Consider the following 13898-nt stretch of genomic DNA (forward strand, 5'->3'; position numbering starts at 1 on the left):
TCGGACGTGCCTACTACATGTTATGCATGTCCGAAAAGAATTAGAAGAATAAATCAGTCCTTATTACACATGTTCCTCGATGATTTGATGACCTGCTGCCTTCTCAAGACGGTTCATGACAGCGGCTCCGATCCCACATTCAGGAAACATTTCACTAAAAATGATATCGACCTCCAGCTCGTCAAACTGTCGTAAAGTATCATATAAGCCTGTGGCAACTGTATGTAAATCCGCTAATGAACCTGGGACAACCACATAATCCGCTTGATAGTACTGTTGATGCTCTAAAGCCGTTATGATGCCTACCTTTAACCCGTCACTTCTTTTTTCATCCACAAGTTTCTGAAGGAAATCTTGATTACCCTTGACTAAGTATAGAGGGGCCTTCGGAGCATAGTGGGTATATTTCATGCCCGGAGCTTTTGGCGCCGTTTCCTGATTCTTCAAAGCGACATCTTGCCTGACTTCTCCAATGACAGCTTCCAGCTGTTCCAGAGTCACCCCGCCAGGCCTTAAAATAACAGGGACTTCCACTGTGCAATCAAGCACTGTTGATTCTACGCCCACACCCGTAGTCCCGCCATCGACTATACCTGCAATCCGGCCCATCAAGTCATCTTCAACATGTTTAGCTGAAGTGGGACTTGGTTTTCCTGAAGTATTTGCACTTGGAGCTGCAATGGGCAAATCACTCGCACGAATTAGCCCGAGTGCAACCTGATGATCCGGCATCCTGACAGCCACCGTCTCCAATCCAGCTGTCACAAGATTCGATAGCTGGCCCGGTTTTCGTTTCATGATCAAAGTCAAAGGACCCGGCCAAAACTCAGCCATCAGCTTCCGTGCTTGATCAGGAATCTCCTCTACAATACCTGACAACTGATCAGCTGAGGCTATATGAACGATTAATGGATTATCACTCGGACGCCCCTTTGCTTCAAACACTTTTTTGACTGCCTCGTCACTTTTGGCATTCGCTCCAAGTCCATAAACGGTCTCTGTAGGAAAAGCAACCACTTGATTATCCTTTAATAATTCAGCTGATTGTGTAATCTGGGGATAACTTTGTAAATTATCCACATCTTTATCCACTGACCAAACTTTCGTTTTCATCTTAAACACCATCGCCTTTTAACATTTCTTATTTTATATAATCGCATTTATATGAACGGTATTATCAACTTATCGTCCTAATTTTACTTGAAAGATACTTTGAAAGTATAAAAGAAGTATACACATAATTCAAGTGTTATCCACAAAATGTGGATAACCATACCGAAACCGTGGATAAGTTTGTGGATATTAATGATTAATGACAGACTTTTTTGATTTTTTGTTAATAACCCTGTGGATATGTTTTCAAAATTATCTGATCATAAAAAAGAGGGCCCCCCTCTTTTTAAAAAAGATCATTTAGGATTTCTGCAAATAAGGACTTCACTTCCACCTCTGGCTCCTTTTCCCCTTCATATAATTGTTGACCTTGTTCAGTGGATGCCGCAAGTTTAACCTTGTTTTCACCTACATTCCCATCAATCACTTCCTCCGTTACTTCATCCATACCTTTTTCTTCTGTCACTTCTCCTTTTACTTCTGGCTCTATAACCTCTTCTTTTACCTCTTCTTGTGGTATTTCCACACTTTCCTCAATTGCTTCTTCTTCAACTACTGCCTCTGGCCCTTTTACCTTTTCATCCGGTACTTCTTCTTCAACCGCTTCCTCTGGAACAGGTTCTTTCTCCTCATTCGTTGCAGCATAAGCCTTCCCTTCCGAAGTTACAGATTCTTCATCTTCATCCTCGACAATCGGACTTTGACTTACAGCCGTTCCATTTGAAAAATCCAAGAAACATAGTGGAGGAAATAACACACACCACCAATTAGCCCCTTCCCCTTCACCAAGTGTGATGATCACAGCTTCATAATCCCCTGCCGGATATAAATACTGCCCGTAAAGTTTTGTCGGAAATTCGGCTTGTCCAAAATCCACTTTTACTGACTGTTCCAAACCATGTTCCTTTATAACTGCCTCAGCCGTGGCTTGAATATCCGGTAGATGCGAGGTGATCACATCCCTCGCTTCATCCAATGAAGTAAGCTCCTCGACCCATTTTGTGATATCTTCATTTACCTGATCCCTAATCAGCCGTTTAACCGCTTGATCCTTTTCTGTATCACTATTAGCAAGTATCCTCAGACGAATCGCCTCATCCGGAATTACCATCGTTTCTTCTGCACCGACCATCTCCGCTTTAGGCATATATATACTTACAATCGTTCCTATTGTTAAGATTAATAGATAAATAATGGCTAAATGTTTAGTTTTCATCGCCTTCGCCCCCTCACATGAATTAGTCTCACCATTTTCCAGCTATCTTAAACTAGTAAAAATAAAAAAATTGATGCTGGAAATATAGATTCCAAATCGATAATGAGGGATGTCCATATAAAAAAATCCGTCTCGCATAGGGAGACGAATCATTTTAATTCAGCAAAGACCATTCGATCTTTTTCGTTAATGTCATTTACAACGGATACTTCTGCGGCAGGAAAAGCCCGCTTCAATAAATCGGCAACTGCCTGGCCCTGCCCAGTGCCCACTTCAAAACCGATCAGTCCAGGCACCTCCATGATCAGAGGTAACTGTTCCATAAAGCGGCGGTAAAAGTCCAGACCATCGATACCCGCAAATAATGCACGATGGGGTTCATGACCCGTTACGACTACAGACATGGATTTTTGATCATCATTTGGTATATATGGCGGATTAGATAAAAGGATGTCCACTTTCTGGTTTATGTTAATCAACGGCTGAAGTAAATCACCTTGCACGAACTGCACTTCGGCACCAAGTGATTCGGCATTTTTCTTCGCTACCTCAAGTGAAGGATCTGCTATGTCCGTGGCCGTCACCGACAAGTTTGATTTTTCAAGCTTCATCGTAATGGCGATTGCACCGCTGCCTGTCCCAATATCCGCTAAACGGAGCTTCTGTCCCTCCATAAAAACGGCCGGAAGCTTACGTAATGTATAATAAATCAATTCTTCTGTTTCAGGTCTCGGTATCAGCACTTCTTCATTCACAAAGAAGGTCCGTCCATAAAATTCTTCACTGCCTATTATATATTGGATGGGCGTTCCATCAGCATGAAGCTCAACTGCTGCCTTAAATTGTCCAAAATCCGCTTCACTGAGCTCATCATGAAGGTTGGCCAGTAACTGGGAGCGCGTTAGTTTTAAAAAATGCTGTAACAGGATCTCCCCTGCATTGGCGTCACGATCATTTTCCTTTAAAAAAGAAGAAGCCCATTTAAGGGCTTCAAACACTTTCAAGGCAGAATTATTCATCTGCATTTTCCAGCCTGGAAGATTGGTCTTCCATGATTAAAGCATCCACGACATCATCCAGTTTACCTTCCATGATTTGATCCAGCTTTTGAATCGTTAAACCAATACGGTGGTCGGTAACGCGGTTTTGCGGGAAGTTATACGTGCGAATCCTTTCGGATCGATCGCCCGTTCCAACAGCAAGCTTTCTATTTTGGTCATATTCAGCCTGCACTTCGCGATGAATTTTATCATACACCCTGGCACGCAAAACCTTCATTGCTTTTTCTTTGTTCTTGATTTGTGATTTTTCATCTTGACAAGATACAACCGTATTCGTCGGAATATGTGTCAATCGCACCGCTGACATGGTCGTGTTGACACTTTGCCCTCCAGGACCGCTTGACGCAAAGGTATCGACACGAACATCCTTATCATGGATTTCGACTTCCACTTCCTCAGCTTCCGGTAAAACGGCAACCGTGGCTGTAGAAGTATGAATCCGTCCACCTGATTCAGTTTCAGGTACTCGCTGAACGCGATGGGCTCCATTTTCGAATTTCAATTTTGAATAAGCGCCATTTCCATTAATCATGAATATGATTTCCTTGTAGCCTCCAAGCCCTGTAGGACTTGCTTCAATGACTTCAGTCCGCCAACCCTGAACCTCAGCAAAACGGCTATACATTCGGTATAGGCTACCTGCAAATAAGGCCGCCTCGTCTCCGCCTGCCGCTCCGCGGATCTCCATGATTACGTTCTTATCATCGTTAGGGTCTTTAGGAATGAGCAATATTTTCAGTTTATCCTCAAGGCCTTGTATGGTCTCTTCAAGTTCATTGATCTCTTCTTTAACCATTTCGCGCATATCAGCATCAAGTTTGTCCTCCAGCATCGCCTTGGCTTCCTGGAGTTGCTCACGAACCGCTTTATATTCTTTATAAGCCGATGCCGTCTCTTGAATACTGGATTGCTCCTTGGAATATTCCCTTAGCTTCTTAGAGTCATTAATGATCTCCGGGTCACTTAATAGTTCATTCAATCTTTCATATCTATCTTCTACTGCTTGCAATCGATCAAACAAATTATTCACCTCATAAATTTTCCAAAACATCTCCATGAAACGTATTGGAAGTAATCCATCTTTTCTAACTATAAATAAGTAGTTCAGTGCCCCAGCTCAGTTCACTTCTAGGTTAATTATAGTATAGGTGAATAATCAACGTCAAAGAGGATTCAAAATTGTGGTTATTTCTTTAAATCAACATCTATATTATATTGGGGCACAACCTTGGTTATCATGCCTTGAATTCGCTGCTTTTCCTTATTTCTTTCTTTTTCCGTCTTGATTTCGCCGTTATCATGGACCGTAACATGTATGGTATTGCCATTAAACCAAACGGAGCCTGCCTCATAATTAGTTTCCGATTTAATGATACCTCTGATTTCATCAATTTCCTGCCCCATGGATGGAGAATTATTGGATGTATGATGCGGTGTGTTGAGGACTTGATCCGATGGACGTTCCGCTTCATTATCCCAATCATTATTGGACACACGATTTAAACCATTGCCAACAAAATCCTTGCCATCCCGGGATTGATCACCGTATTCCGAATCATTATTTATTGCATTGTCATTCTGGCCGCATGCCGTTAGTGCAGCAAGAAGAAAGGCCGTCATAAAAAACAGTTTTGATTTCATATTTTTTCCCTCCATTTTGACTAGTTAAGAAGAACATTTCCTTGTTAGCCTTCCCAAAATGGGGCAGTATTTATCTTTTATTTCCCTTCCATGTATTGGTCTTACCACCTGAATACCTTCAGCAGTCTTTTTACGTAGATCTTACCGCCTTTAGAATAAACTCACTTTCCGCTATGATAACCATTTCTTCAAAAAAAAGTACCCTAAGATCTCATCGGATCATAGGGCACCATCATTCAAATATGTTCTTTAATCCCAACAGCTTGCTTACCTGGAACTTCGTGATGATGGCGGCAGCGGGGCTCGTATGATTCCGATGCACCCACAAGGATGATCGGCTCATCATAGGAGGCCGGCGCCCCATCTATCAACCGCTGTGTCCTGCTCGCAGGAGATCCGCACACTTCACACACGGCCTGTAGCTTAGTCACTGATTCTGCCAGCGATAATAGAACGGGCATAGGACCGAATGGTTCACCTCTGAAATCTTGATCGAGTCCAGCCATAATCACTCGATAACCGCTGTCCGCAAGATGCTGGGCAACCCCGATAATTTCATGATCAAAAAATTGAACTTCATCTATTGCAATGATATCCAAGGGCTTGTCCAAACACTTAAAAATATCCGTTGAATGGGCAATCGGTTTTGCCATCACAGAAGAGCCATTGTGTGATACGACAGCCTCTTCCGCATAGCGATTATCTATAGCTGGTTTAAATACAGCTATTTGCTCTTTAGCAAATTGAGCACGGCTGACTCGTTTAATCAATTCCTCAGACTTACCTGAAAACATGCTTCCGCAAATAAGCTCGATCCAGCCTGTTTGTTTCATTACATACATGGAAACAGCTACTCCCTTCCACCTGTCGATCCCTTGGCCATAATTGAAGTGGACCCGGCTTTATATAAATTCTTACTTGTTTACAGAAAAGAAAAAACAGGCAAGAAAAATACTTGCCTGTTTTTAAAAAGTCCGGCTTATTTAATACCGTATTTTTTGTTGAAACGATCAACACGTCCGCCAGCTTCAGCGAATTTTTGACGACCAGTATAGAATGGATGGCACTCTGAACAAGTCTCAACTTTGATCTCTTCTTTAACTGAACCAGTTTCAAAAGTGTTTCCGCAAGAGCAAGATACTTTTGAAAGTTTATAATTTGGATGAATTCCAGTTTTCATTCTTTTCAGCTCCTTCTGCCCTGAATCATTCGAAACAGAGTTATATACTTCAAGGTGAGGGAAAAACACTCTCACATTTATTGTAAAAACACATGAACTCATTATAGCAACTTAAGACTAGTTGTGCAACAGTTTGTTTCTTTCACTGTTTAAGAACGTTTTACGCTCGCTGGTCCCTTTTTCATTTCTGTCATTTCTTCATCCAACTTACTGAAAAATTCTTCATTGCCTTTTGTCTGTTTTAGACGGCGAAGGAATTTCTCTGAGAAATCAGGTGAATCCGACATCGTTTTCCTAATGGCCCATAGTTTATCCAGGCGATCTTTCGGAATTAACAATTCTTCTTTACGAGTGCCTGAGCGACGAATGTCGATTGCAGGGAAGATACGTCTTTCGGCAAGTGCACGATCTAAATGCAGTTCCATATTACCCGTACCTTTAAACTCTTCATAAATGACATCGTCCATTCTTGAACCCGTATCTACCAATGCTGTAGCAAGGATCGTCAGGCTGCCGCCTTCCTCGATATTCCTTGCCGCACCGAAGAAGCGTTTTGGACGATGGAATGCAGCAGGGTCAATCCCTCCGGATAATGTACGCCCGCTCGGCGGAATGACAAGGTTGTAAGCACGGGCAAGTCGAGTGATGCTGTCCATTAAAATGATTACATCCCGCTTATGCTCCACAAGTCGCATAGCCCGTTCTAACACTAGCTCAGCTACCTTAATATGGTTCTCCGGCACTTCATCGAACGTTGAACTTACCACGTCTCCAGCAACGGAACGTTCAATGTCCGTCACTTCTTCCGGGCGTTCATCGATCAACAGCACAATCAATTCGGATTCAGGATGGTTCGTGGTTATCGCATTGGCAATTTCTTTGATGAGCATCGTTTTACCAGCTTTTGGCGGTGCGACAATCAACCCACGCTGTCCAAAACCGACCGGTGCCAGGACATCCATAATTCTAGTTGATATGTTCTTCGGTGTCGTTTCCAGTTTGATTTGCCTGTTTGGATACAACGGTGTTAAACCTGGAAAATGAACACGCTCTTTAGCTGATTCCGGATTATCGCCATTGACGGCTTCAACATGCAGCAATCCATAATAGCGCTCATTTTCTTTTGGAGGCCTTACCTTACCGGACACTTTATCTCCATTTCGCAAATCGAATCTGCGGATCTGGGAAGCGGAAATATAAATATCCTCCGAGCTTGGAGAATAATTAATTGGACGCAGGAATCCAAAGCCTTCAGAAGGGATGATCTCTAAAACGCCCTCCATGAATAGGAGACCATCCTGCTCAGCTTGTGCTTTCAGGATAGCGAAAATAAGTTCCTTTTTTGAAAGTTTGCTGTAATAGGAAACTTTATATTCACGCGCGTGCTCATAGAGATCCTTTAGTTTCATGTTTTCTAAATTAGAAATAGTTAAATTCATTATGACACCACACTTTTATTAATTAAACGTTTTCACCCATACTGAAAAAGAAATGGTTTGTTAGATGGAAGAAAAACCGCAATCCATGTACCCGACCAGAGTTTTCTTAGAAAGGATGATACATTTTTACATGTAAAGAAGAAAATTATTTGAAGGCTTCTTGAAGTTTGGAGTGAAAGGGCAGATTTTATATATCTAAATCAATTAATAGTAGACCAAGCTTTATTTTACTTTTTTTATTTTAATTATTCAACTTAAATTTTTTAAAAGAGAAAGCGAGCGATGAAACCGCTCGCTTTTTATCGGTGATACTTTCTAAAAAACGTTCTCAGTCAATCAAACCATTCGGTTTAATTTTAAGACTGTGGCGTCCATCAATGAAACGAACGGTACCAGATTTAGCACGCATGACTACGGATTGTGTTTCGCCGTAATGCCCTTTAAATTGTACACCGCGTAAAAGTTCTCCATCAGTCACACCTGTCGCAGCAAAAATCGCGTCATCTCCGCGAACAAGGTCTTCCATTCTCAGGACTCTTCCTACATCAAGGCCCATTTTTAAACAGCGTTCAACTTCTTCATCACTTTGAGGAAGAAGCTTACCTTGAATTTCCCCTCCGAGGCATTTTAAGGCAACAGCTGCAATAACTCCCTCTGGAGCTCCGCCAGATCCGAATAAGATGTCAACACCGGTAAGATCGAAAGCCGTATTGATGGCACCGGCTACATCTCCATCGTTGATCAACTTGATACGTGCCCCAGCCTCACGAAGTTCGTGAATGATTTTCGAATGGCGGTCGCGGTTCAATACTGTTGCGACTACGTCTTGGATATCTTTATTTTTTGCCTTGGCTACCGCTTTCAGGTTGTCCAACACAGAAGCATTGATATCAATTTGACCAACAGCCTCGGGACCGACAGCTATTTTATCCATATACATATCCGGGGCATGAAGCAAGTTCCCCTTATCGGCTATCGCCAATACAGCCAATGCATTCCAGCCGCCAGATGCAACGATGTTCGTTCCTTCCAAAGGATCAACTGCAACATCCACTAGTGGCCCAAGACCAGTACCAAGCTTCTCACCAATATAAAGCATTGGCGCTTCATCCATTTCCCCTTCACCGATTACAACCGTCCCTTGCATGGGAATAGTATTGAAAACATCCCGCATTGCAGTTGTTGCTGCATCATCTGCTTCGTCTTTCTTTCCTCTTCCCATCCAACGAGCAGAATTTAGTGCCGCCGCCTCTGTTACGCGAACAAGCTCCATCGATAAACTTCTTTCCATTTCCGGTTCCCCCTCATGTACACTAGCATGATTTATTTATATTAGTATAACACATTATATCATATATAGTAACACAATGAGGTAACAAGAAAAGGGATCAGCTTTTAAGCTGCTCCACCTCTTCTTGCGTCATTTCTTCACGCCAAATCGTTGCTCCCAAACCTGAAAGTTTCTCAACCAGATGGCTATATCCGCGATCTATATGTTCAAGCCCGGTCACTTCTGTAATCCCTTCAGCCATTAAACCGGCAATTACCAGAGCTGCTCCGGCACGTAAATCGCTTGCCTTCACTTTTGCCCCATGAAGTTGGACAGGACCATCAATGATGCCCGCTCTGCCCTCGACTTTGATCTTCGCATTCATGCGTCGCAGTTCATCAATATGCTTGAATCGTGCCCCGTATATCGTATCGGTCACCATGCTAGAACCGCTGGCTTTTGTTAAAAGAGAAGTGAAAGGCTGCTGAAGATCTGTTGGAAATCCAGGGTAAACCAACGTCTTGATATCAACGGATTTATATTTTTCTCCCGGTGAAACAAATATCTGATCATCACCGGCTTCAATATTAATCCCCATTTCCCTCATTTTGGCAGTCAATGACTCCAAATGCTGGGGAATGACATTGTCGATCAAGATTCCTTCACCGACAGCAGCGGCTAAAATCATGAAAGTACCGGCTTCAATCCGATCCGGTATGATTGTATGTTTGCACCCATGCAAACTTTCCACACCATCAATACGGATGATATCCGTTCCTGCCCCCTTGATTTTCGCTCCCATATTGGTCAACAAAGTGGCAACATCGATGATTTCCGGTTCTTTCGCAGCATTTTCAATCACAGTGCGGCCTTTGGCCAAAACGGCGGCAAGCATAATATTGATCGTTGCCCCTACACTAACGACATCCAAATAAATGCGTGCTCCCCGTAGCTCGTCCGCCCTAAGGTAAATGGCTCCTTGTTCATTCGTCACTTGTGCGCCTAGTGCTTCGAACCCCTTAATATGTTGATCTATTGGGCGAGGTCCTAAATGGCAGCCTCCAGGCAAACCAATCACTGCCTTTTTGAATTTACCAAGCATTGCCCCCATTAAATAATAAGAGGCGCGTAACTTCTTAACTCTTCCATTTGGAAGAGGCATTGAAATCATCCTGCTGGGATTCACTGTCATTTCCCCATCATCAAAGGATACCTCACCGCCAATTTCCTCCATTAACTCTTTCAGCATCTGAACATCCGAGATATCAGGCAAGCCTTCAATCGTTACGGGAGAGTCCGCTAAAATTGTTGCAGGGATAAGGGCGACCGCACTATTTTTTGCTCCGCTGACACGAATGCTTCCCTTTAAAGGATAGCCACCGGCAATTTTAAGTTTTTCCATAATAAACTCCCTTCCACGCTAAGCACTTAGATGCTACTTTCAAAAAAAGTAATATTTTACCACAGGAGAATTTCATAATCCGACAACATTCACTATCTAGTTCTTTAGTTTACACAAAAGTAGAAAATTCATGTAAAAAAAAGATAAAAATTTCTAATTTATGTTAATTTTATTTAAACGGTGCAATCTATAGTGACTTAGCGGCAAGGCATTATGCTTCAGTACGTGAATTCCAATCCTTCAAGAAAGCTTCAATCCCTTTGTCCGTTAATGGGTGGTGGAATAATTGAATTAAAACTTTATAAGGGATCGTTGCAATATGTGCCCCTTTAAGAGCCGCTTCTGTAATATGCATCGGATGGCGGATAGAAGCTGCAATGATTTCAGCATTGATATCATGGATCGCGAATATGTCAGCAATATCCGAAATTAAATCCAAACCATTTTGGCCGATGTCATCCAAGCGTCCTAAAAATGGTGATACATAAGTCGCTCCTGCCCTAGCTGCCAATAATGCTTGGTTAGCACTGAAAATAAGGGTGACATTTGTTTTGACACCTTGTTTTGTAAGAGCTGCAACAGCCTTCAAACCGTCTGGAGTCATTGGTACTTTAATCGTGATATTAGGTGCAATCGCAACAAGTTCTTTGGCTTCAGCCATCATTCCTTCAAAATCAAGCGCAATGACTTCTGCAGAAACGGATTCCTTAACAAGGCTTGTGATTTCTTTTAGCCGGTCATGGAAAGAAACTCCCTTTTCTCTTGCAACAAGGGACGGGTTAGTCGTAACTCCAGCTAAAACGCCCAGTTCGTGCGCTTGTTTGATTTCTTCCATGTTTGCTGTATCTATAAAGAATTTCATAAAATAGCCTCCGTATGTAATCGATTTTTTCTTTCCCTATATGCATCTGAATTCTAATTCTTCAAAAAATAGAGCTTGGATTCAGCCCTGCATCTAAAAGAAACCATTAGGGGAGGTGCCCCCCCCAATGGAAACATTACCTATGGCATCTTACATGCAAAGGGATGGAACCCTTATGCTGCAGTTGAAAAATTATGCTTTGCCGTTTGAACCAAATTCACGTATTTTGCCGATGACAGTTTCTTTAATAGCTTCACGGCCAGGAACCATGAATTTACGAGGATCGTATACTTCAGCATCGTTATTCAGAACTTCACGAACAGCTTTTGTGAACACAATTTGATTTTCCGTATTCACATTGATTTTTGATGTTCCAAGAGAAATCGCTTTTTGGATATCTTTCGTAGGAATGCCTGTACCGCCATGAAGAACAAGAGGTTTGTTCGTTAAATCCCGTACTTCTTCCATTTCTTTATAGCCTAGGTCAGGTTCACCTTTGTACGGTCCGTGAACGGATCCCAATGCTGGAGCAAAACAGTCGACATTCGTTTCTTTAACTAACTGTTCACATTCTTGAGGATCTGCATATACGACTCCATCAGCAATTACATCATCTTCTTGTCCGCCAACCGTGCCCACTTCCGCTTCAACCGAAACATTTCGTGCGTGAGCGAATTCGACAACCTTCTTGGTTGTTTCGATATTTTCTTCGATTGGATGGTGTGAAGCATCGATCATTACTGAAGTGAATCCAGCTTCGATAGCTTCTTTACATTTATCAAAACTTGAACCATGGTCAAGGTGAATGGCCACAGGAACAGTGATTTTCATGTCTTCCAACAATCCTTGAACCATCATGACAGTCGTTTTAAAACCACCCATGTGACGGGCAGCCCCTTCGGAAACACCAAGGATGACTGGAGATTTTTCTTGTTCTGCAGCAGCTAGGATAGCTTGGGTCCATTCCAGGTTATTGATATTGAATTGACCTACTGCATATTTTTCATCAAGAGCTTTATTCAGCATATCTTTCATAGAAACTAAAGGCATTTGATTTCCTCCTACTAGTGGATGTTATTATTTTTAAAGTTAATTCTTTCTAGATATTCCCTAAAACTAAAGTAGCATACGCTTATAAATCAGAATATCTCTCCTCTTTTAGCATATCAATACATCAAAAAAACAGCAACAAATACACTATGCCAAGCCTCAAATTTTATTCCAAAAAAAACACGGCCCTCTTAAAAAGATAGCCGCGGCAATTCTTTCGTCAATAATATTGAATTTTCAAGACCGTTAACTAGATTGAATCGGTAAGTATTCACGAACGGCTTTTCTAATATCATCAATATCAAACGGCTTTGCAAAGTGGGTCATTGCACCCAAATCCTTTGCTTCTTGGATCATATCAAGTTCACCATATGCGGTCATGATTATGACCCGGATGTCCGGATCGACCACTTTCATCCTTTTCAGGATCTCAATTCCATCCATTCCCGGAATCTTCATATCCAGTAATACAAGATCAGGTGAATGGTTATTTAGCACTTCCAAGGCTTGAATGCCATTTGCAGCTTGAAATGTTTCATACCCTTCTTTATGTAAAACCTCGTTCAATAAAATACGAATCCCAAATTGATCATCAACAATCAATATTTTCCCTGGCATTTTATCACCTCTCCCCTTCCCGATTTACAAAATTAAATGTATTAGCCGAATCGGCCATATTACCCGAAAAAGGGTAGTTACATAGATTGCGTCAAATCACATGTAGTCCAACGCATTGATTTCATTCATGATTTCTATGTTCATATTCGATAATTGTAACAAAATTCCTGCTATATGGCTAAAAGGATTTTTAATTTTTTTGTTTTTTCGACCGATTTTGTAAATTCAGCCCTTTGGATCAAAAGCCCTGAAACCTGTCAATGCAAGGGAAAGTCCTTTATAATTAAGTATATTATTTTTTAAAGGAGTCCCTACTCATGTTAAAAATTTTCTCGACACAGATAAGCGGTTTATTTAAAAAAATGATTGATAATGAAGCCTTTGAAATGGAGGATGCCGGACGCTTGCTGGCTCAGGCTGTAGTTGGGGATGGCACTGTGTTCATTCACGGTATTGGTGAAATGCAGGGCGTCACTGCCGAGGCTTTAGATGGGGCAGAACCCTTCCCTAAGGCACAAAGATATGAATCAGTAGAAACTATTTCCGGGGAAGATCGATTCCTTATATTCAGTCGCCATTCGGATGATTTTGAAGCTTTGATGCTGGCAAAACAACTAAAGGAAAAAGATATACCATTTGTTGCGGTTTCTACATCCGTTCCTTCTAAAGAAGATTCACTTTTAGAGTTGGCTGACGTACATATAGATTTACGTATCCAACGAGGATTGATTCCTGATGAAACTGGAAATCGATATGGGTACCCTACCCTCATTGCCGCTCTTTTCGCTTATCATGGGATTAAATTCACTCTTGAAGAAATCATAAAAGAATATGAAGATGAAGAATGATAAATTCATCATCTAAAAAGGGGTTCGGGAAATATAACTTCCTTCAAATGATGTTCCCGAGCCAACTGACCCATAGCAACACCTTCAACTCCTCAAGTATGATTGCTATCTAATGTTGTAACAAAGTTGATTGGAGCGGGTGTGCGAGACTGCTGCGGGGAAAGCGCGTCTAAGGGAGACCCCGCAGGCGCAAGCCGA

Annotated in this window: 14 protein-coding genes; 1 reads left to right on the forward strand and 13 read right to left on the reverse strand. The window is 41.9% G+C overall.

Translation table 11 applies throughout. The features are described from left to right. Window positions 1-63: 63 nt before the first annotated feature. The 13 genes from ACDZ29_RS09545 to ACDZ29_RS09605 all read right to left on the reverse strand — a co-directional run bounded on the left by ACDZ29_RS09545 (window position 64) and on the right by ACDZ29_RS09605 (window position 12852). Complete coding sequence (locus ACDZ29_RS09545; RefSeq protein WP_289327059.1) at window positions 64-1113, reverse strand: L-threonylcarbamoyladenylate synthase; 1050 nt, start codon at window positions 1111-1113, stop codon at window positions 64-66. A gap of 286 nt (window positions 1114-1399) precedes the next feature. Further along, a complete protein-coding gene (spoIIR, locus tag ACDZ29_RS09550; protein WP_370016870.1) occupies window positions 1400-2329 on the reverse strand; it encodes a stage II sporulation protein R in 930 nt (309 codons plus the stop codon). Window positions 2330-2478: 149 nt separating this feature from the next. Beyond that, window positions 2479-3348 carry a peptide chain release factor N(5)-glutamine methyltransferase gene (prmC, locus tag ACDZ29_RS09555; RefSeq protein ID WP_375091123.1) on the reverse strand — a complete coding sequence of 290 codons (870 nt, stop codon included), beginning with the start codon at window positions 3346-3348 and terminating at the stop codon, window positions 2479-2481. Then, complete coding sequence (gene prfA, locus ACDZ29_RS09560; RefSeq protein WP_289327411.1) at window positions 3341-4411, reverse strand: peptide chain release factor 1; 1071 nt, start codon at window positions 4409-4411, stop codon at window positions 3341-3343. The genes prmC and prfA overlap by 8 nt, the downstream gene beginning before the upstream one ends. A 164-nt stretch (window positions 4412-4575) precedes the next feature. After that, window positions 4576-5031, reverse strand: coding sequence for a hypothetical protein (locus tag ACDZ29_RS09565; RefSeq protein ID WP_375090744.1), 456 nt, complete (start codon window positions 5029-5031; stop codon window positions 4576-4578). A 236-nt stretch (window positions 5032-5267) separates the two neighbouring features. Further along, the gene (locus ACDZ29_RS09570) at window positions 5268-5873 is read right to left on the reverse strand and encodes a thymidine kinase (protein ID WP_289314299.1); all 606 of its coding nucleotides are present in this window, start codon (window positions 5871-5873) and stop codon (window positions 5268-5270) included. Window positions 5874-6010: 137 nt separating this feature from the next. After that, window positions 6011-6211, reverse strand: coding sequence for a 50S ribosomal protein L31 (gene rpmE / locus ACDZ29_RS09575; RefSeq protein ID WP_053348458.1), 201 nt, complete (start codon window positions 6209-6211; stop codon window positions 6011-6013). A gap of 149 nt (window positions 6212-6360) precedes the next feature. After that, the gene (gene rho, locus ACDZ29_RS09580) at window positions 6361-7650 is read right to left on the reverse strand and encodes a transcription termination factor Rho (protein ID WP_289314298.1); all 1290 of its coding nucleotides are present in this window, start codon (window positions 7648-7650) and stop codon (window positions 6361-6363) included. A 328-nt stretch (window positions 7651-7978) separates the two neighbouring features. Continuing rightward, on the reverse strand, window positions 7979-8941 hold the full coding sequence (gene glpX / locus ACDZ29_RS09585; protein WP_289327062.1) for a class II fructose-bisphosphatase: 963 nt from the start codon (window positions 8939-8941) through the stop codon (window positions 7979-7981). A 97-nt stretch (window positions 8942-9038) separates the two neighbouring features. After that, a complete protein-coding gene (locus ACDZ29_RS09590) occupies window positions 9039-10322 on the reverse strand; it encodes a UDP-N-acetylglucosamine 1-carboxyvinyltransferase (RefSeq protein ID WP_125159891.1) in 1284 nt (427 codons plus the stop codon). Between the two features lie 211 nt (window positions 10323-10533). Beyond that, entirely contained in the window at window positions 10534-11184 is a 651-nt protein-coding gene (fsa, locus tag ACDZ29_RS09595) for a fructose-6-phosphate aldolase (RefSeq protein WP_289314296.1), read from the reverse strand. Window positions 11185-11376: 192 nt separating this feature from the next. Continuing rightward, the gene (locus ACDZ29_RS09600) at window positions 11377-12234 is read right to left on the reverse strand and encodes a class II fructose-bisphosphate aldolase (protein WP_214744241.1); all 858 of its coding nucleotides are present in this window, start codon (window positions 12232-12234) and stop codon (window positions 11377-11379) included. A 246-nt stretch (window positions 12235-12480) separates the two neighbouring features. Then, window positions 12481-12852 carry a response regulator gene (locus ACDZ29_RS09605; RefSeq protein ID WP_034315860.1) on the reverse strand — a complete coding sequence of 124 codons (372 nt, stop codon included), beginning with the start codon at window positions 12850-12852 and terminating at the stop codon, window positions 12481-12483. A 317-nt stretch (window positions 12853-13169) separates the two neighbouring features. Between ACDZ29_RS09605 and ACDZ29_RS09610 the strand changes: the two genes are divergently transcribed. Beyond that, window positions 13170-13700 (forward strand): DUF2529 domain-containing protein, encoded by a 531-nt coding sequence (locus ACDZ29_RS09610; protein ID WP_375090745.1) that lies wholly within the window; start codon window positions 13170-13172, stop codon window positions 13698-13700. Window positions 13701-13898: the final 198 nt, after the last annotated feature.

The organism is Peribacillus sp. RS7 (assembly GCF_041956845.1).
GTDB lineage: Bacteria > Bacillota > Bacilli > Bacillales > DSM-1321 > Peribacillus.

Coding starts and splice junctions, on each gene's coding strand:
- ACDZ29_RS09545 (WP_289327059.1), bottom strand. CDS start 1,113: ATGAAAACGAAAGTTTGGTCAGTGGATAAAGATGTGGATAATTTACAA.
- spoIIR (WP_370016870.1), bottom strand. CDS start 2,329: ATGAAAACTAAACATTTAGCCATTATTTATCTATTAATCTTAACAATA.
- prmC (WP_375091123.1), bottom strand. CDS start 3,348: ATGAATAATTCTGCCTTGAAAGTGTTTGAAGCCCTTAAATGGGCTTCT.
- ACDZ29_RS09565 (WP_375090744.1), bottom strand. CDS start 5,031: ATGAAATCAAAACTGTTTTTTATGACGGCCTTTCTTCTTGCTGCACTA.
- ACDZ29_RS09570 (WP_289314299.1), bottom strand. CDS start 5,873: ATGTATGTAATGAAACAAACAGGCTGGATCGAGCTTATTTGCGGAAGC.
- rpmE (WP_053348458.1), bottom strand. CDS start 6,211: ATGAAAACTGGAATTCATCCAAATTATAAACTTTCAAAAGTATCTTGC.
- rho (WP_289314298.1), bottom strand. CDS start 7,650: ATGAATTTAACTATTTCTAATTTAGAAAACATGAAACTAAAGGATCTC.
- glpX (WP_289327062.1), bottom strand. CDS start 8,941: ATGGAAAGAAGTTTATCGATGGAGCTTGTTCGCGTAACAGAGGCGGCG.
- ACDZ29_RS09590 (WP_125159891.1), bottom strand. CDS start 10,322: ATGGAAAAACTTAAAATTGCCGGTGGCTATCCTTTAAAGGGAAGCATT.
- fsa (WP_289314296.1), bottom strand. CDS start 11,184: ATGAAATTCTTTATAGATACAGCAAACATGGAAGAAATCAAACAAGCG.
- ACDZ29_RS09600 (WP_214744241.1), bottom strand. CDS start 12,234: ATGCCTTTAGTTTCTATGAAAGATATGCTGAATAAAGCTCTTGATGAA.
- ACDZ29_RS09605 (WP_034315860.1), bottom strand. CDS start 12,852: ATGCCAGGGAAAATATTGATTGTTGATGATCAATTTGGGATTCGTATT.
- ACDZ29_RS09610 (WP_375090745.1), top strand. CDS start 13,170: ATGTTAAAAATTTTCTCGACACAGATAAGCGGTTTATTTAAAAAAATG.